General features: G+C 74.2%; 21 protein-coding genes. 8 read left to right on the forward strand and 13 right to left on the reverse strand.

The window, feature by feature from the left end; genetic code table 11:
* Nucleotides 1-23: 23 nt before the first annotated feature.
* Nucleotides 24-2,096 (reverse strand): prolyl oligopeptidase family serine peptidase, encoded by a 2,073-nt coding sequence (locus AC2A1K_RS15770; protein WP_483897251.1) that lies wholly within the window; start codon nt 2,094-2,096, stop codon nt 24-26.
* Nucleotides 2,097-2,136: 40 nt separating this feature from the next.
* Here AC2A1K_RS15770 and AC2A1K_RS15775 point away from each other — a divergent pair, with 40 nt between their 5' ends.
* On the forward strand, nt 2,137-3,189 hold the full coding sequence (locus AC2A1K_RS15775; RefSeq protein ID WP_483897252.1) for an alpha/beta fold hydrolase: 1,053 nt from the start codon (nt 2,137-2,139) through the stop codon (nt 3,187-3,189).
* Between the two features lies 1 nt (nt 3,190).
* Here the strand turns inward: AC2A1K_RS15775 and AC2A1K_RS15780 are convergent, their stop codons facing one another.
* The 6 genes from AC2A1K_RS15780 to AC2A1K_RS15805 all read right to left on the reverse strand — a co-directional run bounded on the left by AC2A1K_RS15780 (nt 3,191) and on the right by AC2A1K_RS15805 (nt 7,576).
* Complete coding sequence (locus AC2A1K_RS15780; RefSeq protein WP_483897346.1) at nt 3,191-4,039, reverse strand: alpha/beta fold hydrolase; 849 nt, start codon at nt 4,037-4,039, stop codon at nt 3,191-3,193.
* Nucleotides 4,040-4,270: 231 nt separating this feature from the next.
* The gene (locus AC2A1K_RS15785; RefSeq protein ID WP_483897253.1) at nt 4,271-5,032 is read right to left on the reverse strand and encodes a PadR family transcriptional regulator; all 762 of its coding nucleotides are present in this window, start codon (nt 5,030-5,032) and stop codon (nt 4,271-4,273) included.
* 167 nt (nt 5,033-5,199) lie between these two features.
* Complete coding sequence (locus AC2A1K_RS15790) at nt 5,200-5,457, reverse strand: DUF6295 family protein (RefSeq protein WP_483897254.1); 258 nt, start codon at nt 5,455-5,457, stop codon at nt 5,200-5,202.
* Between the two features lie 5 nt (nt 5,458-5,462).
* Nucleotides 5,463-6,209, reverse strand: coding sequence for a dienelactone hydrolase family protein (locus AC2A1K_RS15795; RefSeq protein WP_483897255.1), 747 nt, complete (start codon nt 6,207-6,209; stop codon nt 5,463-5,465).
* Between the two features lie 33 nt (nt 6,210-6,242).
* Complete coding sequence (locus tag AC2A1K_RS15800; protein WP_483897256.1) at nt 6,243-7,121, reverse strand: endonuclease/exonuclease/phosphatase family protein; 879 nt, start codon at nt 7,119-7,121, stop codon at nt 6,243-6,245.
* Nucleotides 7,118-7,576: a cupin domain-containing protein gene (locus tag AC2A1K_RS15805; RefSeq protein WP_483897257.1), complete on the reverse strand. Its 459-nt coding sequence runs from the start codon at nt 7,574-7,576 to the stop codon at nt 7,118-7,120. Before AC2A1K_RS15805 ends, AC2A1K_RS15800 begins: the two co-directional genes overlap by 4 nt.
* A gap of 375 nt (nt 7,577-7,951) precedes the next feature.
* Here AC2A1K_RS15805 and AC2A1K_RS15810 point away from each other — a divergent pair, with 375 nt between their 5' ends.
* On the forward strand, nt 7,952-9,079 hold the full coding sequence (locus tag AC2A1K_RS15810) for a baeRF2 domain-containing protein (RefSeq protein WP_483897258.1): 1,128 nt from the start codon (nt 7,952-7,954) through the stop codon (nt 9,077-9,079).
* A gap of 30 nt (nt 9,080-9,109) precedes the next feature.
* On the opposite strand, the gene AC2A1K_RS15815 is transcribed toward AC2A1K_RS15810, so the two are convergent.
* On the reverse strand, nt 9,110-10,282 hold the full coding sequence (locus tag AC2A1K_RS15815; protein ID WP_483897259.1) for an aminotransferase class V-fold PLP-dependent enzyme: 1,173 nt from the start codon (nt 10,280-10,282) through the stop codon (nt 9,110-9,112).
* 10 nt (nt 10,283-10,292) lie between these two features.
* A complete protein-coding gene (gene sthA / locus AC2A1K_RS15820; protein WP_483897347.1) occupies nt 10,293-11,741 on the reverse strand; it encodes a Si-specific NAD(P)(+) transhydrogenase in 1,449 nt (482 codons plus the stop codon).
* A gap of 143 nt (nt 11,742-11,884) precedes the next feature.
* Here sthA and AC2A1K_RS15825 point away from each other — a divergent pair, with 143 nt between their 5' ends.
* The gene (locus AC2A1K_RS15825) at nt 11,885-12,988 is read left to right on the forward strand and encodes a DUF4192 domain-containing protein (protein ID WP_483897260.1); all 1,104 of its coding nucleotides are present in this window, start codon (nt 11,885-11,887) and stop codon (nt 12,986-12,988) included.
* Between the two features lie 3 nt (nt 12,989-12,991).
* On the opposite strand, the gene galE is transcribed toward AC2A1K_RS15825, so the two are convergent.
* On the reverse strand, nt 12,992-14,005 hold the full coding sequence (gene galE, locus AC2A1K_RS15830; RefSeq protein ID WP_483897261.1) for a UDP-glucose 4-epimerase GalE: 1,014 nt from the start codon (nt 14,003-14,005) through the stop codon (nt 12,992-12,994).
* Nucleotides 14,006-14,041: 36 nt separating this feature from the next.
* On the reverse strand, nt 14,042-14,767 hold the full coding sequence (locus tag AC2A1K_RS15835; RefSeq protein ID WP_483897348.1) for an iron-dependent transcriptional repressor DtxR: 726 nt from the start codon (nt 14,765-14,767) through the stop codon (nt 14,042-14,044).
* Nucleotides 14,768-14,852: 85 nt separating this feature from the next.
* Here AC2A1K_RS15835 and AC2A1K_RS15840 point away from each other — a divergent pair, with 85 nt between their 5' ends.
* The 4 genes from AC2A1K_RS15840 (at nt 14,853) to AC2A1K_RS15855 (ending at nt 20,374) form a co-directional block, all read left to right on the forward strand.
* The gene (locus AC2A1K_RS15840; RefSeq protein WP_483897262.1) at nt 14,853-15,812 is read left to right on the forward strand and encodes a sulfurtransferase; all 960 of its coding nucleotides are present in this window, start codon (nt 14,853-14,855) and stop codon (nt 15,810-15,812) included.
* Nucleotides 15,813-15,834: 22 nt separating this feature from the next.
* Nucleotides 15,835-17,034: an acetoin utilization protein AcuC gene (locus tag AC2A1K_RS15845; RefSeq protein WP_483897263.1), complete on the forward strand. Its 1,200-nt coding sequence runs from the start codon at nt 15,835-15,837 to the stop codon at nt 17,032-17,034.
* Nucleotides 17,035-17,082: 48 nt separating this feature from the next.
* Complete coding sequence (locus AC2A1K_RS15850) at nt 17,083-19,773, forward strand: bifunctional acetate--CoA ligase family protein/GNAT family N-acetyltransferase (protein ID WP_483897264.1); 2,691 nt, start codon at nt 17,083-17,085, stop codon at nt 19,771-19,773.
* Nucleotides 19,774-19,855: 82 nt separating this feature from the next.
* Entirely contained in the window at nt 19,856-20,374 is a 519-nt protein-coding gene (locus AC2A1K_RS15855) for a hypothetical protein (protein WP_483897265.1), read from the forward strand.
* A gap of 4 nt (nt 20,375-20,378) precedes the next feature.
* Here the strand turns inward: AC2A1K_RS15855 and AC2A1K_RS15860 are convergent, their stop codons facing one another.
* Complete coding sequence (locus AC2A1K_RS15860; RefSeq protein WP_483897266.1) at nt 20,379-20,954, reverse strand: TetR/AcrR family transcriptional regulator; 576 nt, start codon at nt 20,952-20,954, stop codon at nt 20,379-20,381.
* Nucleotides 20,955-21,038: 84 nt separating this feature from the next.
* Between AC2A1K_RS15860 and AC2A1K_RS15865 the strand changes: the two genes are divergently transcribed.
* On the forward strand, nt 21,039-21,461 hold the full coding sequence (locus tag AC2A1K_RS15865) for a DUF4267 domain-containing protein (RefSeq protein WP_483897267.1): 423 nt from the start codon (nt 21,039-21,041) through the stop codon (nt 21,459-21,461).
* Between the two features lie 235 nt (nt 21,462-21,696).
* Here AC2A1K_RS15865 and AC2A1K_RS15870 read toward each other — a convergent pair whose 3' ends face one another.
* Nucleotides 21,697-22,695 carry a sigma-70 family RNA polymerase sigma factor gene (locus AC2A1K_RS15870; protein WP_483897268.1) on the reverse strand — a complete coding sequence of 333 codons (999 nt, stop codon included), beginning with the start codon at nt 22,693-22,695 and terminating at the stop codon, nt 21,697-21,699.
* Nucleotides 22,696-22,718: the final 23 nt, after the last annotated feature.

The raw sequence follows: 22,718 nt of genomic DNA on the forward strand, positions 1-22,718 counted from the left end.
GCCCGTTGGCTGACAGCGCGCGCTCAGCCCACCTGGCGCCAGCAGAACTCGAACACGAGCGCCCACTGGAACGCGCGTTGGGCGTTGTCGGCCGCGCCGCCGTGCCCGCCCTCGATGTTCTCGTAGTACTCGACCTGGTGGCCCTGCTCGCGCAGGCGCGCGACGGCCTTGCGTGCGTGGGCGGGGTGCACGCGGTCGTCGCGCGTCGAGGTCGTCACCAGCACCGGCGGGTAGGCCTCGTCGGCGTGCAGGTTCTGGTACGGCGAGTACTGCGAGATCCATTCCCACGCGACGGGGTCGTCCGGATCGCCGTACTCCGCCATCCACGACGCCCCCGCGAGCAGCAGGTGGAACCGCCGCATGTCGAACAGCGGCACCATCACCACGATCGCTCCGAACAGTTCCGGGTAGCGCGTGAGCATGACGCCCATGAGCAGCCCGCCGTTGCTGCCGCCGTGGATCGCCAGCTGCCGCGCGGTGGTGATCCCGCGGTCGGCGAGGTCGCGGGCGACGGCGGCGAAGTCCTCGTAGGCGCGATGTCGGTGCTCGCCCAGCGCCGCAGTGTGCCAGGTCGGCCCGTACTCGCCGCCGCCGCGGATGTTGGCGACGACGTACGTGCCACCCCGGGCGAGCCAGGCGCGCCCGACGAGCCCGCTGTAGCCCGGCGTCAGCGCGATCTCGAAGCCGCCGTAGCCGGTCATCAGCGTCGGGCCGGGGGTGTCGGAGGGCCGGCCCACCACGAAGTACGGGACTCGCGTGCCGTCGTCGGACGTGGCGAAGAACTGGCGTACCTCGAGCCCGGTCGCGTCGAAGCGTGCCGGCGCCGTACGCAGCACCTCGGGGTCGGGATCGCTGTCCAGACCCAGCTCGCCGCGCAGGAACGTCGACGGCTGCGTGTACCCGTCGGTGTCGAGGAAGTACTCGTCGCTCTGGTCGGGGTCGACGCCGACGAGGTCGACCGAGCCGAGGTCCGGTCCGGCAGGCAGTTCCCGACGCGCCCAGTCGCGCGACGGTGTCAGCACCTCGAGGCGGGTCACGACGTCGGTCAGCACCGACAGCACGAGGTGGTTCCGGGTCCACGCGTGCGAGCTCAGCGACCGGCTCGGCGTGGGCGCGAACAGCACGCGCGCGGTCCGGTCGCCGGTGAGGTAGGCCTCGAAGTCGAAGCAGAGCAACGCGCCCGCCGGGTGCTCCACGCCCTCCACCGACCACGGCGAGCGGGTCCGGACGAGCAGCCACTCCCGCTCGATGTCGGTGTCGGCGTCGGACGGGACGTCGATGAGCACCTGCGTGCCGTCGGGGCGCAGCAGGAACTCCTCGGTGGTGTGGAAGTCGGGGCTGCGCCCGACGAAGTCGCGCTCGTAGCCCGGGGTGTGGTCGTGGCCGGCGAAGGCCGACACGTCGCTCTCCGCCGCCTCGAACACGACCTCGGCCTCGGCGACCGGTTGCCCGCGCCGCCACCGGCGCATCACCCGCGGATAGCCCGACGTCGTCAGCGACCCGGTCCCGAGGTCGGTGCCGACGAAGACGGTGTCCTCGTCGATCCAGCCGACCCGGCTCTTGGCCTCGGGGAGCGTGAAACCGTCGGTGACCCAGCCCTTGGTGGGCAGGTCGAACTCGCGCACGACGGTCGCGTCGGCGCCGCCGCGCGAGAGCTGGACGAGCGCGCGCGAGTAGTCGGGGTAGCGCACGCCCGCGCCGGCCCACACCCAGTTCTCGTCCTCGGCCTCGGCGAGCGCGTCGACGTCGAGCAGCAGCTCCCAGTCGGGGTCGCCGGTGCGGTAGCTCTCGAGCGTCGTGCGGCGCCAGAGCCCGCGGGGGTGCTCGGCGTCCTGCCAGAAGTTGTAGAGCAGCTCGCCGCGCCGGCGGACGTAGGGGATGCGGTCGTCGGCGTCGAGGATCGCCCGCAGGTCGTCGCGCAGCTCGGCGAACCGCCCCGTGTCCCCACCGCCGGTCAGGACGCCGAGCGTCTCGTCGTTGCGCTCCGTCACCCAGGCCAGCGCGTCGTCGCCGGTGACGTCCTCGAGCCAGAGGTAGGGGTCGTCGGGGGTGTCTGACGTGCCTGCCGGGGAGCTCACCCGTCCATCCTCACCCATCGCGGGACGGCGAGGCTCGCGGGCGTGATCTCATGTGCCCGTGACCGACGGGCGCGGCTTCTACACCCACGCGCAGCAGGGCGAGCACGAGTACTTCGACCTCGGCTCGTTCGTCCTCCGGTCCGGGTACACGTTGCCCGGCGCCACGCTCGGCTACCGCACCCACGGCACGCTCAACGCCACGCGGGACAACGCGGTGGTCTTCCCGCACATGTACTCGGGGACGCCGTCGTCGCTGGACATGCACATCGGGCCCGGCCTGCCGCTCGACCCGGAGCGATGGTTCATCGTGTGCCCCGGGCAGCTCGGTGGCGGGATGTCCAGCTCGCCGTCGAACACCGCGGCGCCGTTCGACCGGGGCCAGTTCCCGTCGGTGTCCATCGCCGACGACGTGATCGCCCAGCATCGCCTCGTCACCGAGCACTTCGGGATCGAGCGCCTGCACGCGGTCCTCGGCTGGTCGATGGGCGCGCAGCAGACCTACGAGTGGGCCGTGCGGTTCCCCGCGATGGTCCCGCGCGCCGCGGCTTTCGCGGGCACGGCGCGGACCCCGATCCACAACCGGATCTTCATCGACCTGCACCTCGAGCTCCTGCGCTCCGACCCGGCCTTCGCCGGCGGTTTCTACGCCGACTCCGCGGACGTCCGCCTCGGCCTGACCCGCCACGCGCTGGCGTTCTCGCTGCAGGGCCTCACCCCCGAGTGGTACCGCGGGGAGCACTGGCGCCGGCTCGGGTTCGCGAGCGTCGACGACTTCCGGCAGGGTTTCGTCCGCGGCTACTTCGCGCCGATGGACCCCAACAACCTGATCTGCCAGGCCTCGAAGTGGTGGCACGGCGACCTCTCCCCGCACGGCAACGGCTCGCTGCACAAGGCGCTCGGGCGGATCCCCGCGCATTTCTTCGTCGTGCCCTTCGGCGGCGACCAGTTCTTCCCGGTCGAGGACTGCGAGACCGAGGCGGGGCACCTGCCGCACGGCGAGCTGCGCGTGATCGACACCCCGGCCGGGCACTTCGCGATGTTCGGGCTCCTCGAGGAGGACACCCGGCGCATCCACGAGGTGATGGCCGAGATGCTGGGCTCGGCCGGCTAGTCTAGGTCTCCCGGCCGCGACGGAGCAGCTCGCGCCACTCGGCGGGGCTCCAGTGGGCGGGCTCGGTGTCGGCGAGGAAGTCGCGCAGCGCCGCCAGCACCTGCGACGGGTGGGTGTGGAACGGGAAGTGCCCCGCCCCCTCGAACACGACGAGCCTGCTGCCGGGCATGGCCTCGTGGGCCGTCTGCGCGTGCTCGGTCGGCACGATCATGTCGTCGGAACCCCACAGCAACAGCGTCGGCATGCCGGCGGTGAGATAGCAGCGGTCGAGCATCGTGACGACCTGCCCGCGCCAGTCGACGACCGCGCGCAGCGTGCGCAGGAACGCGCTGCGGCTGGTGGCGTCGGGGAGGGCGTCGACGATCCGGACGAGGTCCTCGGCGTCGCGGCCCAGCGGGTGGTCGAGGCGGGCGAGCGTCCACATGGCGGCCTCGGTCGGGAGGCGCACGCCGGGCAGCCCGAGCATCCCGAGGACGAGCTGCGCGCCGGGCAGCGACGCCGCACGCAGCGCCGGGCTCACCGACTGCGAGACCCCGCCGGCGCCGACGAGGACGATCCGTTCGGTGCGCTCGGGGTACTGGTAGGCGAACTGCATCGCCACGCCGCCGCCGAGCGAGTGCCCGACGAGGGTGGCCCGGTCGATGTCGAGGACCCCGAGCAGGTCCCGCATCCCGTTGGCGTAGGCGGCGACGGAGTAGTCGCCGCGGGGCTTGTCCGAGCCGCCGTGACCGAGCAGGTCGGGGGCCAGGACGGTGTGGTCACGGGCGAGGTCGTCGAGCAGGGGAGCCCACGTCGACGAGTCGTCGCCGATGCCGTGGATCAGGAGCAGCACCGGGCCCGAGCCCGCCATGCGGAAGGCGCGACGATACCCGTGCACGGTGCGGTACTGCAGGCCCCACTCCTCGCCCGGCACGTCCCGCAGGACGGGGCCGGGCGAGGGGGGTCCGGACGGCGGTCGGCGCAGCAACACGGCCGGTTCTGCGGCCTCCTCGGTCTCGCGGGGACAGCAAGGTCAGCGGGACCCTGAGGCTAGGCCGACCGTGTGTCGCGATGTGTCGCGTGTGTTGCCGGCCGGTGACGTTCACCCTTCGTCGTCCGGGTCGGGCTCCGTGGCCGTGGTCGTCTCCTCACCCGCGAGCAGCAGGTAGAGGCGTCGGCGGGTCTCGTCGAGCAGGCGCACCGCCTCGGCGACCTGCTCGTCCCGCCCGACCTGGGCGACCTGCGCCACCGCGCCGGCCAGCCCGGCCCCGGCCTCGCGCAGGGCGCTGAAGCCGTCCTCGGCGGCCGCGGTGTTCCAGACGGCGTCGAGCTCCTCGCGGTGCTCGTCGACGTAGGCGCGACCGGCGTCGGTCAGGTGGATCACCGAGCGGCCCTCGGCCTTCTCGGTGCGCACCAGACCCTCGTCGGCGAGCTGGGAGACGGTCGGGTAGACCGACCCCGGGCTGGGCCGCCAGGACCCGCCGGAGCGCTCGCCGATCTCCTGGATGATCTGGTAGCCGTGCATCGGCTCCTCCGCGAGGAGGGCGAGCACCGCCGTGCGCACGTCCCCGCGCGCCCGGCGTCCGCGGTGCCCGCCGCGCGGGCCGCCGAAGCCGGGCCCGAAGCCCGGTCCGAACCCTCCAGGGCCGAAGCCGGGGCCACCCGGCCGGCCGAAGGGGCCGCCCCGCCGTCCGCGGCGGAACTTGCCGCGCGGGCCGCCCGGGAACTCGCCGAACATCGCTTCGCGGGCGAACCCGCCGTGGCGGTGCGGACCGTGTCCGTGTCGACCGTCGAATCCGCGGCCCTCGTCGTCGGGGCCGCCTCCGACGTCCCGGCGTCCGCCGGGAATCTCGTGGGTTGTCATGTCGCTCCTCCTTCTTCGTTCGGTCGCGACACGTCAACGATATATCGCGACTGTCGGCAGAGCAAGAAGCCGTGTCCGAACCGTGATCAGGGGCGGCGCCGTACACCTCGAGGCGGCCCGGGGGTGCACCCGACGTCGCCCCTGATCACCAGGAGGGGGTCAGCGGCTCAATGGTGGGCGGCGCGCTCCACGGTGACGGCGAGGGCGGCCAGGAGCTCGCGGGCCGAGTCCAGGCTCAGCTCGACGGCCACCCGCGCGCCGGGGCCGCGGTCGGGGTTGAGGAAGTCGATGTTGACGGTGTGCGCGTCGGGCGCGTGGACGGGGTGGTCGTAGTAGACCGTCGCCGCCTCGAGCGGGAACCAGCCGTCGGGGCCCTTGCCACTGGATTTCGCGAGGGCGAGCTTCTCGGTGCTGTAGGTGCACATGGTCGTCAGGCCCCCAGGTGGCGCGCGAGGAAGTCGCGGATCTTCTCCCAGCCGTCGACGGCGGCCGCGACGCGGTACGCCGGGCGGTCGACGGAGAAGAACGCGTGGCCGGCGTCGTCGTAGCGGTGGAACTCGTAGGTCTTGCCGTTCTCCCTGAGCAGCTTCTCGAGCTCGTCGACGTGGTCGGGGGAAGGGTACGAGTCCTCGTTGCCGAAGAGTCCGAGCAGCGGCGCGCCCAGCTCGGGGATGCGGTCGGCGAGCGGGGCGACCTGCAGCGGGAAGCCCTCCGGGGGCGTGCCGACGACGAAGGCGCCGTAGCAGTCGACCGCGGCCTGGATGTCGACGTCGATGCCGGCGAGGACCGCCTGGCGCCCGCCGGAGCAGTACCCGATCGCGCCCACCTTGCCGTTGGACGTCGGCAGCGAGCGCAGCCAGCGCGCAGCCCCCGCGGCGTCGCCGACGAACCGCTCGTCGGGCACCCCGCCCTGCGCGCGGGCGGTGGCGGCGGCGTCGTCGGGGTCGGCGCCGGGGGCCTCGCGCGTGTAGAGGTTGGGGCAGACGGCGTTGTAGCCCATCGTCGCGAACCGTCGGGTGATCTCCTTCGTCCCGGCGTCGTAGCCCGGCATGTGGTGAATGACGATCATGCCGCCGCGGGACCCGCCGTCCATCGGTCGCGCGGTGTAGGCCTCGATCGCGTCGTCCGCGTGCCCGCGGATGCCGATCGTCTCGGCCAGGATCGCGTCGTACTGCATGCTCCGACCTCCGCTCTCGTCTGGTGAGGTCGATCAGAGCACTGACGGCCCGGCGGCACCGCACGGGGGAGCGGTTCGACCGAAGTGCCCCGCTCGCAGGTCGACGACGACCCCGGCGTGGTCGGAGGGCCACACGTCTTCCTCGGGGCGCGTCCCGAAGAGCCCCACACCGTCCACGCGCACCGGCACCGAGCCGCGGCCGAGCCCGAGCAGGACGCGGTCGACGCGGGAGGGCGGGTCCCCGCGCTCGGCGACATAGGGGTTGTCGGGCCGCCAGGTGGCCCCGTCGAAGGGATCGGCACCCGTCGCCCAGCGCCACGCGTCGGCGAGCAGCAGGCCAGGTTGCGCCGGCGCGGTCAGGTGGCCTTCGAGCAGACGCATCTCGTCGGATGCCGGTTCGGCGTTGAAGTCGCCGGTCACGATCGACGGGAGGTCGGTCGGGGCGGCGTGCGCGACGTGCCGGGCGATCGCCCGGACCTGGGCGACGCGCCGGGCGGAGTCGGTCAGCGCCGGGGTGAGGTGTGTCGTCAGGAGGCGTAGCGAGCCGGCCGGGGTGTCGGCGACGACGGAGACCAGCACCTGCGCCTCCGGCCCGCCTCCCGTCGGCAGGATCTCGGTGTGGACGTCGCGCAGCGGCCACCGGCTCAGCACCGCGTTGCCGATGCCGAAGGCGTCGTCGCCGAGCCGCCCGGTCCAGGGCGAGGGGTCCTCGACAGCGGCGAAGACGGCGTGGCGCCCGAGCTCCTCCCCGAGGTCGTCGGCGAGATGGTGCCCGTCGCGCGACCAGACCTCCTGGAGCCCGACGAGGTCGGCGTCCAGCTCCCGCAGCGCGGCCGTGATCGCCGGCCGGCGCCGCTCGGGGTCGCCGAACCGCCACCAGAGGTTCCAGGTGGCGACGCGCAGGGCCGTCACCGGGCCCACCGGGCGAGCAGCGCCCAGAGGACCCGCTGCGGGCGGTCGGGGAGACCGGCCGCGGTGAACGAGAAGCCGTGCTCGGCGTTGATGCGAGCGAGCTCGAGCAGCGGCGGTCGCCCGGGCGCGGCGGCGAGGGCACGCAGCTGGGCCTGGAGCGGGCCGGCCGGGGTCTCGACGGTGCGCAGGCGGACCGGCTCGTCGAACGGGTTGGCGAACCCGTGGGTCGTGCCGGGCGGTACGGCGACGGTCTCGCCGGGCTGCAGCAGTCGCCGCTCGCGCCCGAGCCGCACCTCGAGGAGCCCGGACTCGACGGTGAACACCTCGGTCTCGCGGCGGTGCCGATGGGCGGGCGGACCGCCGTGTTGGGGCGGCAGGACCGCCGAGAACACGAAGTCGGGGCCGGAGGCCTCGACGGTGATCACCTGGCCGTCGGGGAACGCGATCGTGCTCATGCCGTCCATGATTCCTCCCGGCCTCCGGCCGCCTCAGGAAGGCGTGCGCCGCCAGCGGGCCGGGCCGTCGCGGTAGGTCGCCGCCGTGGAGGTCGTTGACGACGAGCGCGGGGTGGGGCCGACGGGCCGGTCACAGGGGGTCACTCCGCACGCGGTGGGAGTGGCAGTCGAGGTTGATCGCGACGGGGAAGGCGGCGATGGGCGTCGGGTACGCCGGACGGTGTCGGCCATCTCGTCGACCGGTATCTGCCGCACGCCGTCCGGCTTGCCGCACCGGGGGCGAAGACGCATGTGCCACGGGGCCATCGGGTAGGCGAGGGGACACCCCGAGAAACGACCCCGCGACCCCCGCGGGACCGCAAGGAGGAACACCGGATGGACCTGTCGCGCACTCGTGAGATCGTCGAGCGGCCGGGGCCGTTCGCGACGGTCTACCTGGAGGCCGTGCAGGCCGGGGAGAACTCGGCCAAGCAGGTCGAGCTCCGTTGGCGCGACCTGCAGAAGCAGCTGAAGAACGACGGCGCGGACGACAAGACCCTCGCGGCGCTCGACGACGAGCTCAGCGGCGAGCGGGCCGGCTCGGTGACCGGGGTCGGCCGCGTCCTCGTGGCGTCGGCCGACGGCGTGCTCTTCGACGACGAGGTCGAGGCCGTGGACGCGGCCGGCGATCTCGCGGTGTGGTCGCCGCTGCCCGAGCTCGGGCGCTACTACCGCAGCCAGACGGGCTCGGTCCGCGTGCTGCTCGCGGTCGTCGACCAGACCGGCGGTGACCTCTACCAGGTGATCGCCGACAACGCCGAGGGCGCGCGCGAGCTCGGCGAGGAAACCGTCACGGGCGACGCCATCGAGAGCGTGCACAAGGCGCGCGGCGGCGGTGTCGGCAACCGCACCCGGCAGAACCGCCACGAGATGGCGTCCTACGAGAACGCCGCCGCCGTGGTCAAGGGCATCCGCAGCGCGGCGTCGCAGTTCCGGCCCGAGGTGATCGCCATCGCCGGCGAGATCCAGGGCCGTTCGGCGGTGCGCAACGAGCTGACCGGCGACCTCGCCGACATCACCCGCGAGATCGAGGCGGGCAGCCGCGCCGCGGGCGCCTCGGAGGACGCGCTCGAGGACGCGCTGCTCACCGTCGCCGGCGAGGTCGCGACCGAGCGCGAGTCGCGCGTGCGCCAGCGGTTCGAGGAGGGCAAGGGCCACGCCAACGCCGTCGAGGGCCTCGAGCCGGTCCTCGCGGCCGCGCGCACCGGCGCCGTCGACACGCTGCTGCTGGTCGACGGCCAGGAGGTGCCGGGCCAGCTCTACGTCGGGTCGTCGCCCGAGCAGATCTCGACGGACCCGAAGAACCTGAAGGAGATTTCGGACGTCGAGCCCGTCGCCCGCCCGGCCGAGCAGGTGCTGCTGCGTGCCGTCGGCGCGCTCGGCGGCGACGTGGAGGTCCTCGGCGGCGGCGCGTCGCTGCAGGACGGCGTCGGCGCGAACCTGCGCTTCCCGACCGGGAGCTGAGCACTCCGTCGGTTGCTCTCGAGGTGACGCTCAGAGCAGGTTGGCGAGCTCGCCGGCCGCGGTGCGGGCGTCGCCGAGCGTCACGTACGGCGCTGCGAAGCCGAAGCGCAGCAGGTCCGGCGGCCGCGCGTCCACGACGACGCCCCGCCGGGCCAGCGCCGCGCACAGACCGTCGGCGTCGCGGACCCGGACCGCGACGTGCCCGCCCCGCCGCTCGTGCTCCCGCGGGGTGACGACGTCGGCCCCGGAAGCGCTCGCGGGCAGCGCGTCGAGGAACGCGTCGCCGAGCGCCAGCGACGCCGCGCGGACGCCGGCGAGGTCAGGGCTGTCGGAGCCGTCGAACACCTCGAGCGCCCCGTCCAGCGCGAGCATCGAGAGCATCGGCGGGGTCCCGACGCGCAGGCGCCCCACGCCCGGCGCCGGCGTCCAGACCTCGGTCATGGCGAACGGGTCGGCGTGCCCGGTCCAGCCGGTGAGCGGGGGATCGAGGGTCTGGTGGTGGCGCGCCGCGACGTAGGCGAACGCCGGCGCGCCGGGCCCGCCGTTGAGGTACTTGTACGTGCAGCCCACGGCGAGGTCGACGCCGAGCGCGTCGAGCGCCACGGGCATCACGCCGACCGCGTGCGAGAGGTCGACGAGCACGACGGCGCCCGCCTCGTGGGCCCGCCGGACGATGCCGGGGAGCTCCCAGCGTTCCCCGGTGCGGAAGTCGACGGCGGGTACGGCGACCACCGCGGTGTCGGTGTCCGGGGTCATCGCGTCGGGCGCGGCGGTGACCAGCGTGAGCCCCGTCAGCCGGGCCACCGACGCCGCGAGGTAGCGGTCGGTGGGGAAGTGGCCGCCGTCGGAGAGCAGCACCCGGCGCTCCGGACGCAGTCGCGCGGCCGCGATCAGCGCGCCGAAGAGCTGCACCGACGTCGAATCGCCGACGACGACCTGGCCCGGCGCCGCCCCGACGAGCGCGCCGACCCGGTCGCCGAGTCGCTGCGGGGTCGCCCACCAGCCGCACTCCTCCCAGCCCGCGACGCCCACCGCCGCCCACTGCTCGTCGACGGCGGACAGCAGCGCCGACCGTGCGGTGTGGGGCTGCGCGCCCAGCGAGTTGCCGGCCAGGTACACCGCGTCGGAGCCGTCGGGAGCGCGCGGGAGCGAGAACCGGGAGCGCGCCCAGCCGGGAGACGGAGCAGAGGGGCGCTCGACCATCGAGGAGGCCTCAGGCGAACTGCTCGAGGGCACGGATCTTGTTCGTCGCGTCGAGGGCGGCGACCTTGTAGGCCTCCGAGAGCGTCGGGTAGTTCAGGACGGCGTCGACGAGGTAGTCGACGGTCCCGCCGCACCCCATGATCGCCTGCCCGATGTGCACGAGCTCGGTGGCCGACGTGCCGAAGACGTGCACCCCGAGCAGCGCGTGGTCGTCCGGCGACACCAGCAGCTTGAGCATGCCGTAGTCGTCGCCGACGATCTGGCCGCGCGCGAGCTCGCGGTAGCGCGAGATGCCGACCTCGTACGGGATGGCCTCCTCCGTCAGCTCGGCCTCGGTCGCCCCGCAGTAGCTGACCTCGGGGATCGTGTAGATCCCGTACGGCGACACCTCGGCCATCGAGTGGACGCGCTCCCCGAACGCGTGGTACGCCGCCTGCCGGCCCTGCTCCATCGACGTGGCCGCGAGCGCGGGGAAGCCGATGACGTCGCCGACCGAGTAGATGTGCGGGACCGCGGTGCGGAAGTGCTCGTCGACCTTGATGCGGCCGCGCGCTTCGGCCTCGAGCCCGGCGCGCTCCACGTCGAGCTCGTCGGTGACGCCCTGGCGCCCGGCCGAGTACATGACCGTCTCGGCCGGGATCTTCTTGCCGGACACGAGCGTCGTGACGGTGCCGCGCTCGGACACCGAGACCCCGGAGACCTCCTCGCCGAAGCGGAAGGTGACCGCGAGGTCCCGCAGGTGGAACTTCAGCGACTCGACCACCTCGGCGTCGCAGAAGTCGAGCATCTGCGGGCGCTTCTCGACGACGGTGACGCGGGTGCCCAGCGCGGCGAACATCGAGGCGTACTCGATGCCGATCACCCCGGCACCGACGACGACCATGCTCGACGGGATGTGCTCCATCGTCAGGATGCCGTCGGAGTCGAGCACGCGGCGGTCGTCGAACTCGACCTGCGGCGGCCGCGCGGGCCGGGTACCGGTGGCGATGACGATGCGGTCGGCGGTGACGATCTGGTGCTCGCCGCGGCGCTCACCGAGGACCTCGATGCTGTGGTCGTCGACGAACCGGGCGGCGCCCGCGAGCAGGTCGACCCGGTTGCGCTGCAGCTGCGCGCGGATCACCTCCTCCTCGCGGCCGATGACGAAATGGGTGCGCGCGAGCAGGTCCTGCACGGTGATGTCCTGCTTGACGCGGTAGCTCTCGCCGTAGAGCCCGCGCATCGCGTAGCCGGTGAGGTACAGGACGGCCTCGCGCAGCGTCTTCGACGGGATGGTGCCGGTCTGCGTACAGACACCGCCGATCATGCCGCGGCGCTCGACGACGGCGACGCGCCTGCCCAGCTTGGCCGCGGCGATCGCTGCCTTCTGCCCGCCGGGTCCGGAGCCGATGACGACGAGGTCGTAGTCGCGGCGGGGCTCGGGAGCGGGTTCGGGCGAGGTCTCAGCGGGCGGATCCACCGGGTGCACGTGCTCACCCTCGCCGTCGCCGCGCACCCCGGCAAGCGCATCGCCGTGACGGTCGCGCGAACACCGCGTGGGGAGTTGTCCACAGGCCCGGAATCCGAGGGATCCGTGGGAACCGCGGCAGCGTCCGAGACCGTATGAGCACCGACCACCGCCCTCGCCCGCCCGACGCCGGAGATCGCCTGGAGCTGCGCCTGCGCGACCCCGGAGAGCTCGTGGCCGCCGTCCCGCACCTGATCGGCTTCCCGCCCGCCGAGTCCCTGGTCCTCGTCGCCGTCCACGGCACCGAGGGCCCGCCGGGAGGCCGTCGCCTCGGGGCGGTCGCTCGCACCGATCTGCCGCCCCCGCCCGAGGTCGACGACGCCGTGCACGGCACGGCCGCCCGCATGGCGCCGACCGGTCCGCGCGAGGTCATCGCGATCGTGGTGGGCGGCGGTGAGACCGACGACACCGACGAGCCCCCGCGTCAGGACGTCGCCGACGCCGTCGGCGAGGCCTTCGCCGGCCACCGGATCGGCGCGCCCACGCGGCTGTGGGTGCCGCGGATCGCCGGCGGGGCGCCGTGGCGCTGCTACCCGCCCTGCGACTGCCGGGGCACGGTCGGCCCGACGCAGGACTCGCCGTTCGCGGCCGCGGCGGCCTGGCTGGGTCACGTCACGTACGGCTCCCGCGCCGAGCTCGAGGCCTCGCTGGCCCCGGGTCCGCCGAACCCGCGCCTCGTCGAGCTGATCCGCGCCGAGTTCGAGGCGGCGGTCCTCGACCGCGAGCTCGGGGGTCCGGCGGCCGCGCGCCGCGACCTCGCCGCCGTGGTCGCCGCCCGCGAGGAGGTGGCGGCCGGCCGCGTGCTGACCGACGTCGAGATCGCGCGGCTCGCCGTCGCGCTGGGCGACCCGGCGGTGCGCGACGTCGCCATGGGCTGGGCGCTCGACCCCGACGAGGCCGTGGCGGGCGCTGCGCAGCAGCTGTGGACCCTGCTGGTGCGCGTGGTGCCGGCTCCGGCGGTCGCCGACCCGGCGGTGCTGCTCGCCTGCGCGCTGCTCGTGCGAGGCGGCGGGGCGCTGGTCCGGATCGCGCTCGACCGCGCCCGACGCGCCGACCCCGGGCACCGTCTCGCGGCCATCGTCGAGGCGCTCCTGGCCACGGGGGCCGGCCCGGACGCCGTGCGCTCGATCATCCGCGACTCCAGCGCGGAGACCGCCGAGCGCCTGCGCGGGCGGGCCGGGTGGGGACGGGCGGGGTGATCCTCAGCTCGCGCGGGACCGGGCGAAGGCCCAGGCGTCCGCCACGATGCCGTCGAGGTCGGTGTGGGTCGGTTTCCAGCCCAGCTCGTCGCGAGCGCGCGCGGACGAGGCGACGAGGACGCCGGGATCGCCGGTGCGCCGGGGCGCGACGCGCGCCGGGATCGGGTGGCCGGTGACCCGCCGGCACGCCTCGATCACCTCGAGCACGGAGAAGCCGGTGCCGTTGCCGAGGTTGCACACGAGGTGCCCGCCCGCCTCGTCGATCGCAGGGGCGTCGCCGCGGGCGAGCAGGTCGAGCGCGAGGAGGTGGGCCTCGGCGAGGTCGTCGACGTGGATGTAGTCGCGCACGCAGGTGCCGTCGGCGGTCGGCCAGTCGTCACCGAAGATCGCGATCTCCTCGCGCTGCCCGAGCGCGACCTGGAGCACGAGCGGGATGAGGTGGGTCTCGACGGTGTGCCGCTCGCCGAGTGCCGGGGCCCCGGTCGTCCCGCCGTGGGCGCCGGCGACGTTGAAGTAGCGCAGGCTCACCGCGCCGAACGCCCGCCCCGACGCCGCGGCGTAGGTGCCGATCGCGTGGTCCACGGCGAGCTTCGTGGCCCCGTAGGTGTTGGTCGGCCGGGTCGGCGCGTCCTCGGTGATCGGCGAGGACTCCGGCTCGCCGTACGTCGCCGCGGTCGACGAGAACACCAGGCGCGGCACCTCGTGCCGGCGCAGCGCGTCGAGCAGCCGGATCGTCGTGACGACGTTGCCGTGCCAGTACTTCGCGGGCTTCTCGGCCGACTCGCCGACCAGCGAGCGCGCCGCGCAGTGGATCACGCCGTCGATCCCGCCGGCGTCAAGGACCTCGTCGGCGACCTCCGCGACGTCTCCCACCACGAGCCGCGCGCCCGAGGGGACGGCGTCCTCGTGGCCGGTGGAGAGGTCGTCGACCACCACCACGTCGTGCCCGGCGTCGAGCAGGTGCTGCGCGCAGACGCTGCCGACATACCCCGCCCCGCCCGTGACCACCAACGTCATGAACGTCAGTGTGCCGGGCGCGGTGCGGCGGATCCGCTACTGGGCCCGCACCAGCACGGCGTGGGCCACCAGCGGGTCGACCTCCGAGCGCGAGCCCTTGTGCCCCACGCCCACGGCGTCCCCGAAGCGAGGGATGGCGACGACGTCGACGTCGCTGCCCGGCAGGACGCCCGCCTTCTTGAGGTGGGCCATGAGCGGCTCGTTGAGCTGGATGTGCTCGGCGATGCGGCGCACCTCGACCTTGCCGCCTCCGCTGCGCGCGAACTCGTCGAGGCGCACGAGGCCCGCCTCGTCGGGTGTCGGCGTGCGCGCCGGCAGCGCGGCCTCGCCGTCCCCGTCGTTGCTCCGCAGGGACTCCAGGCCGGGGATCGGGTTGCCGTAGGGCGACACCGACGGCTCGCCGAGCAGCGTGAAGAGCTTGCGTTCGACCGCGTCGCTCATGACGTGCTCCCAGCGGCACGCCTCGACGTGGACGTGCTCCCACTCGAGACCGATGACGTTGACGAGGAGCAGCTCGGCGAGGCGGTGCTTGCGCATGACCGCCACGGCCTTGGCGCGGCCGGCAGGGGTGAGCTCGAGGTGGCGGTCGCCGGCCACGTGGACGAGACCGTCGCGCTCCATGCGCGCCACGGTCTGGCTCACGGTCGGCCCGCTCTGCTCGAGACGTTCGGCGATGCGGGCTCGGAGGGGGACGACCCCTTCCTCCTCGAGCTCGTAGATCGTGCGGAGGTACATCTCGGTGGTGTCGATGAGGTCGTTCATGCCCACCCCTTTCTGCACACCCATGGTACCGACGACGCCAGACACCGGACGGCGGTCACGGCGTGGGGCAGGGCACGATCGTCCCATGGCCACCTCGCCGGGTCCCCTGCCCACGCCGGTCGTCCCCGTCGCGTGGCTGCGCGACGCACTCGAGCGCCCCGGGGGAGACGAACCAGAGCGGAGCTCGACCGACGGCGGGCGGCGCCCGGTCGTGCTCGACGTCCGCTGGACGCTGCGCCCGCCACCCCGCACCGCGAAGGAACGCAAGGCCGCCGCGCGGGAGGACCCGCCGGGTCTCGTCGAGCACGACGCGGGCCACGTCCCGGGCGCGGTCTACGTCGACCTCGACACCGAGCTCGCCGGTCCGCCGGGGCCCGCGGGCCGCCACCCGCTGCCCGATCCCGACGTGCTCGAGGAGACGCTGCAGCGCGCCGGTGCGGACGCCGACTCCGAGATCGTCCTCTACGACGGCGGCGACGGAATGGCGTCGGCGCGCGCGTGGTGGGTGCTGCGCTGGGCGGGCCTGCGCCCCGGCCAGGTCGCCGTGCTCGACGGTGGGTTCCCCGCGTGGGTCGCCGCCGGCGGCGAGGTGTCGACCACCGGCGGCGGGGTCCGACGCCCCGGCGGCCTGCAGATCCGGACCGGGGCGATGCCCGTGCTCACCGCGGAGGACGCGGCCGGCCTCGCCGCCGGCAGCGAGGGCGTGCTGCTCGACGGCCGGGCCGCCGAGCGCTTCCGCGGCGAGACCGAGCCCATCGACCCGGTCGCGGGACACGTCCCGGGCGCGGCGAACCTCCCGGCGGCGTCGCTGGTCGCCGACGGTCACTGGCGTGCCCCCGACGACGCGGCCGCGGTCCTGCGCCCGCTGGTCGAGGAGGCCGGGGCGGTCGGGGCGTACTGCGGGTCCGGGGTGAGCGCGGCGATGCTGGTGCTCGGCCTCGAGCACGCCGGCCTGCGCCCGCCCGAGGACCCCGCCGGGCTCTATGTCGGCAGCTGGTCGCACTGGTGCGGCACCGGGCGGCCCATCGAGACGGGGGAGACGTAGCGCGACCGGTACCGTCGGGTCCGTGACGAGCTCCGGCGCGCCGACCGTGGACCCGGCCCGCGTGGCCGTCGTGTGGGACGAGAGCCTCCTGGGCTACAAGCTCTCCGAGGAGCACCCGCTGCACCCGGTGCGTCTCGACCTCACCATGCGCCTGGCCCGCTCCCTCGGGGTGCTGGAGGGGATCGAGCCGCTGGTGCCCGCACCCGCCCCGGACTCCGAGGTCGAGCGCATCCACCTCGCGTCGTACCTCGACGCGGTGCGCCGGGCCCCGACCAGCGGTGACGACCCCGTCCACCAGCTCGGCACGTCCGACAACCCGATCTTCGAGGGGATGCACGAGGCGAGTGCCCTCGTGTGCGGCGGCTCGATCGCCGCGGCCCGGGAGATCGCCGAGGGGCGCGCCGACCGGGCGGTCAACATCGCGGGCGGCCTGCACCACGCGATGGCCGACCACGCCTGGGGCTTCTGCGTCTACAACGATTGCGCCGTGGCCATCTCCTGGCTGCTCGACCACGGCTACGAGCGCATCTGCTACATCGACACCGACGTCCACCACGGCGACGGCGTCCAGGCCGCGTTCTACGACGACGACCGGGTGCTGACGATCTCGCTGCACCAGCACCCACGCACCCTGTGGCCGGGCACCGGCTTCGCCTCCGAGTTCGGCAGCGGCCGCGCGTCGGGCAGCGCGGTGAACCTCGCGCTCCCGCCGGGCACGCGCGACGCCGGCTGGCTGCGCGCCTTCCACGCGGTGGTGCCCGGGCTGCTGCGGTCGTTCCAGCCCCAGATCCTGGTGACGCAGTGCGGCGTGGACACCCACCACGAGGATCCGCTGGCCGAGCTCTCGCTGTCCGTGGACGGGCACCGGACGATCTACCGGAGCCTGCGCAGGCTGGCCGCCGAGCACAGCGGCGGGAAGTGGCTCGCCCTCGGCGGAGGCGGCTACGGCCTGTTCCGGGCGGTGCCGCGGTCGTGGACCCACCTGCTGGCCACGGTGCTCGACCGCGACGTCGAGCCGAACCGCACCATCCCGGCCGACTGGACGTCCTACGCGACCCAGAAGACCCGGCGGCCCCTGCCGACCTCCATGACCGAGGACGCGCCCACCGACTTCGAGCCGTGGGGCGGGTTCACCGAGGTCGAGGTCGACCCGTTCCTGCTCGAGACCCGGCGCGCGGTGTTCCCGCTGCACGGCCTCGATCCCGCGGACTCCCGCGACTGACGACAGCGGGCTCGACAGCGGGCCCCCTGAGACCCCCCGAGGGCGAGGATGACCGAGACGGCGGACCCCGACGCCATCACCGCAGAGGTCCGGGCGGTACCGGACGCGCCCTATCCCGCCCACTGGGAGGCCGACGTCGTCGCCTCCGACGGGGCGACGGCCCATCTGCGGCCGATCTCCACCGAGGACGCCGAGGCCGTGGTCGCCTTCCACGGGCAGCTCTCGGACCGCACCCGCTACTTCCGGTACTTCAGCCCCTACCCGCAGATCCCCGAGCGCGACCTCAAGAACTTCGTCGAGGTCGACCACCACGACCGGGTCGCCCTCGTCGTCTGGCTCGGCCGGGAGATCATCGCGATCGGGCGCTACGTGCGGCTCGCGGAGTCGCCCGCCGCCGAGGTCGCGTTCGTCGTGCGCGACGACCACCAGGGTCGCGGGCTCGGTTCGATCCTGCTCGAGCACCTCGCGGCGGCCGCCCGCGAGTGCGGGCTGACGCGCTTCGTCGCCGAAGTGCTCACCGAGAACCACCAGATGGTGCGGGTGTTCCGCGAGGCCGGGTTCGAGGTCAGCCGCGCGCTCGAGGGCTCGACGCTGCACCTGGAGTTCGACGTCGCCTCGACCCCCCGCGCCCGCGAGGTGCAGCTCTCCCGCGAGCAGCGCGCCGAGGCCCGCAGCGTCGCGAACATCCTCACCCCGCGGTCGGTGGCCGTCGTCGGGGCCTCGCCGGACCGGACCAAGATCGGCCACGTCGTCCTCGCGAACCTGCTCCGCGGCGGGTTCACCGGCCCGGTGTACCCGGTGCACCCCGAGGCGCGGTCGGTGCGCGGCGTGCGGGCGTACCCGTCGGTCACCGACATCCCCGACGACGTCGACCTCGCCGTGCTCGCGGTGCCGCCCGACGAGGTGCCGGGCGTGTTCGACGCCTGCCTGTCGAAGGGCGTGCGCGCGCTCGTCGTCATCACCTCGGGCTTCGGGGAGAAGGGCCCGACCGGGCTCGCCGCGCAGCGCGAGCTCGTCACCGAAGCCCGCGCGAACGGGATGCGGGTGGTCGGGCCGAGCGCGCTGGGCGTGGTCAACCTCGACGCGAAGGTGTCCCTCAACGCCTCGCTGGCGCCGCACCTGCCGCCGCCGGGCCGGGTCGGGTTCTTCTGCCAGTCCGGTGCGCTGGGCATCCAGATCCTCGCCGCCGCCGCCGAGCGGCGCCTGGGACTCTCGTCGTTCGTGTCGGCCGGCAACCGCGCCGACCTGTCCGGCAACGACCTCATGCAGTACTGGGACACCGACCCCGACACCGACGTCGTGCTGCTCTACCTGGAGACCTTCGGCAACCCGCGCAAGTTCGCCCGGGTCGCCCGCCGGCTCGCCCGGCAGAAGCCCGTGGTCGCGGTGAAGAGCGGCCGCCACGTCGCGGCGGCGCCGGGCCTCGCGGCCAGCGCGCAGCCGATCGACGAGGCCGCCGTGGCCGCGGTGTTCGACCAGTCCGGGGTCATCCGCGTCGACTCGGTCGACGAGCTCTTCGACGCCGCTCAGCTGCTGGCCCACCAGCCGCTGCCGCCCGGCCCGCGGGTCGGGATCGTCGGCAACTCGACCGCGCTCGGCATCCTCGCCGCGGACGTCGTCCTCGCCCAGGGGCTGTTCCTGGCGCGCGACCCCGTCGACCTCGGCACGTCGGCCGGTGCCGAGCAGCTCCACGCCGCCGTCGCCGACCTGCTCGCCGACGACCAGTGCGACTCGCTGGTCGTCGTCTTCGTCCCCGCGGTCACCACCGACCCGACCGATCACGCCCGCGCCCTGGCCGACGCCGTGCGCGGCGCCGACAAGCCGGTGGTCTCGACGTTCCTCGCCTCCGAGGGCGTGCCCGAGGTGCTGACGGTCGGTGACGGGGACGCCGGGCCCCAGCGCGGCAGCATCCCCTCGTATCCGAGCCCGGAGCGCGCGGTGCTGGCCCTGTCCCGGGCCGTGCGGTACACACAGTGGCGCTCGCGGCCCGTCGGCGACTTCGTCGTCCCCGAGAGCGTCGACGTCGACGCCGCCCGGGCGCTGGTCGACGAGATCGCCCCGGGGCCGCGCACGGTGCTCAGCGACGAGCAGGCCGACGCGCTGCTGCGCTGCGTCGGCGTCGTCGTCGCCCCGTTCCGCCGGGTCCACTCGGCCGACGCGGCCGTGACGGTGGCCCGCGAGCTCGGCGGCGCGGTGGTGCTCAAGACCGCCGACCGGCGCTGGCGGCACCGCACCGACCTGCGCGGCGTCCACGTCGGGCTCACCGAGTCGTCGGCGATCACGAGCGCCTACGACCAGCTCGTGGAGCTCTCGGGCACCGACGAGGTGTACGTGCAGGTGCAGGCGCCCCCGGGCATCCCGTGCGTGGTCGAGATCCGCGACGACCCGTCGTTCGGGTCGCTGGTCTCGTTCGGCCTCGCGGGCGTGGTCAGCGAGCTGCTGAGCGACCGGGCCTATCGGGCCACCCCGCTGTCGACGATGGACGCCGCGACGCTCGTGCGCGCACCCCGCGCCGCCCCGCTGCTCGACGGCTACCGGGGTGCCCGCCGCGCGGATCTCCCGGCCCTCGAGGACCTGGTGCTGCGCGTCGGCGTGCTCGCCGACGCGATCCCGGAGATCCGCTCGCTCGTGCTCGACCCCGTGCTCGCCGCCGACCGGGGCGCGCACCCCACGGGCGTCACGGTCACCCTCGGCCCGCCGCCCGGGCCGCGCGACGGCGGTCCGCGCCGGCTGCGCTGACGCGCCGCACCCAGGACGCCTCGAAGGAGTGACCGCGCCGGGGCGGCGTCGGCGTCCGGCTCGCCCTACGGTCGGTCGGACCATGCGCCGACCTCGTGCCCTCCCGACGACCCTGCGCCTCGGCCTGCTCGCGACCGCCGTGCTGCTCGCCGCGGGGTGCGGGCAGTCGGGCACGCCCGAGCAGCCGCCGAGCACACCCCAGAGTGCGCCCGGCACCCCGCCGCTGATCCCGACCGGCGCGCCGCCGCCGTCGAACCGTCCGGTCCCGGCTGAACCCGACCCGCTGACCGCGGCACCCCCGCCCGGTGCCACGGCGCTCCCGACCGGGCGCGTGGACGCGAGCGCGCTCCCGGGCGGTCTGCCGACGCTGGTGTGGACACGCGGGCAGAACGTGGTGGGCGTCTACGGGCGTGCGGGCGGCTGCACGGACGCGCGCCTGACCGTGGTGGAGCAGGGCGCGGAGCGCGTCGTGCTGCGCGTGGAGCAGTTCAGCACCGGCCCGGGCCCGTGCACGCGGGAACTCGTGTACCCGCCGCTCGAAGCGACGCTGCAGTCGCCGCTGGGGGAGCGTCCGGTCGTCCTGACCGGAGCGGTGCCCTAGCCGCTCACCCGGCGAGCGAGCGGACCAGGAGGTCGAGTCGCGCGTCCTCGGTCTCACGCGGGACGCGGCCGGCGGCGGTGAGGCTGGCGAGGCCGTGCAGGGTGCTCCACGTCAGCTCGGTGCGCACGTCGATCTCCGCGGGGTCGGCGGTGACGCCGGCGAGGGCGTCCCGCAGGGCGGCGAACCCCGCGACCAGCTCGGCCGGGGTGTCCGGCGCGGCGAAGGGCAGCGAGGTCGGCCGAGTGAACATGGCGGCGTAGACCGCGGGCCGATCACGGGCGAACGCCAGGTAGCCCTCGGCGACGCGCGCCAGGGCGGCGCGGGGGTCCGGTGCGGTGTCCACACGGGCGCGCAGGTCGGCCGCGAGGTCGGCGAACCCCTCGCGGGCCACGGCGTCGACGATGTCGCCCTTGCTCGCGAAATGGCTGTAGAGCACGGGCTGGCTGTACTCGATCCGCTCGGCGAGCCGGCGCGTGGTCACCGCGTCCCATCCGTCCGCCTCGGCCAGGGCCCGCGCGGCGTCGAGGATCGTCGCGTGCCGTCGCGCCCGCTCGCGGCTCCGTCGCTCCGACGCTGTCACGGACCGGAATGCTAGCAACGCTAGCGAGCGAGCTCGAGGGTTGTCTATCATCGACCGAAAATCTGTCACTGCTAGGAGCTCATCATGACCAAGCTCGCTCGTCCGACCTCCGGCGGCCCCCTCGCTCGGAGCGCGACGGTCGTCGCCGCCCTCGTGGGCGTGGGGATCGGGGCGATCGGGGTGCGTTTCCTGCGCCGGCCGGCCGAAGCGGCCGCGGGCTTCGGCGTCCCCGCGCCGGCGGACGACGCGTTCCTCCTGGTCAAGGGCGTCCGCGACCTCGGCTCCGGCCTGATCATCGCCGCGCTGCTCGCCGTCGGGGACCGGCGCGCGCTCGGATGGGCACTCGTGGCCGCGAGCGCGATCCCGGCCGGGGACATGAGCGTGGTGCTGGCCCGCGGCGGGACGGTCGGCACCGCCCTCGGTGTCCACGGCGCCACGGCGCTCGTGGTCGCCGGTGCCGGAGCGACGTTGGTGGCCGCAGGTCCGGCGGTCGAGCGAGCGGAGTGAGAAAAGCCGGAAGACCGGGCCGGCCCCCGACCGTCCCGGTCTCCCGTCGTCGACGAGCTGTGAGGGCCAGCCCGTCCCGTGGCATTGGCCGGGCCGGGTGACCCCACGTGAGTGGGGTCACATCCGGCCCGTGCGCTTCAGACTGCCGTTACCGGCGAGTCACCGTCAATGCGTCGACCCGGTGGCCGCTGCCGGACCGATCCGGTCACGCAGCGTGTATCTGGATCGGTCCGGATCAGCTCGCGGCGTAGGCCTTGAGCCGCCGGGCGCGGTCACCGTCACGGAGCTTGACCATGACCTCGCGCTCGATCTGGCGGACCCGCTCACGGGACAGCCCGAACTGGCGTCCGATCTGGTCGAGCGTGCGTGGCTGGCCGTCGTCGAGGCCGTAGCGCAGGCGGATGACGTTCTGCTCGCGGTCGTCGAGCGTCGCGATGACACGGCGCATGTCGTCGTGGAGCAGGCCGGAGATGACCGTCGACTCGGCGTCGGTGGCCTCGGCGTCCTCGATGAAGTCCCCGAGCGGGGCCTCCTCCTCCGAGCCGACCGGCATGTCCAGGCTGACCGGGTCGCGGCTGTGGTCGAGGAGGTCGGCCACCTTCTCCGGCGTCAGCCCCGACTCCTCCGCCAGCTCCTCGTTGGTCGCCTCGCGGCCGAGGGTCTGGTGGAGGTCACGCTTGATGCGGGCCAGCTTGTTGACCTGCTCGACCAGGTGGACGGGCAGTCGGATGGTGCGGGCCTGGTCGGCCATGCCGCGGGTGATGGCCTGGCGGATCCACCACGTCGCGTAGGTCGAGAACTTGAAGCCCTTGGTGTAGTCGAACTTCTCCACGGCCCGGATCAGACCCAGGTTGCCCTCCTGGATCAGGTCGAGCAGCGGCATGCCGCGTCCGGTGTACCGCTTGGCCAGCGAGACCACGAGGCGCAGGTTGGCCTCGAGCAGGTGCGCACGGGCGCGGCGGCCGTCGCGGGCCACCGCGCGCAGGTCGGCGGCGCGCTGCTTCTCGAGGTCCTGACCGGACTCCTCGAGCAGGTGCGCGGCGTACACGCCGGCCTCGATGCGCTTGGCCAGCTCCACCTCGTCGGCGGCGGTCAGCAGCGCGGTCTTTCCGATACCGTTGAGGTAGACGCGGACGAGGTCCGCCGCAGGGCCCTGGGCGTCGAGGTCGCTCTCAGCAGGCACAGAAGGCAGAGCCGCCTCGGACCCGGTCTGCGGTGCGAGTGTCGCCGTCATTGCTTCCTCCCTGCGCGGCGCGA

This window comes from Actinomycetospora sp. 2LY8.5 (genome assembly GCF_057180585.1).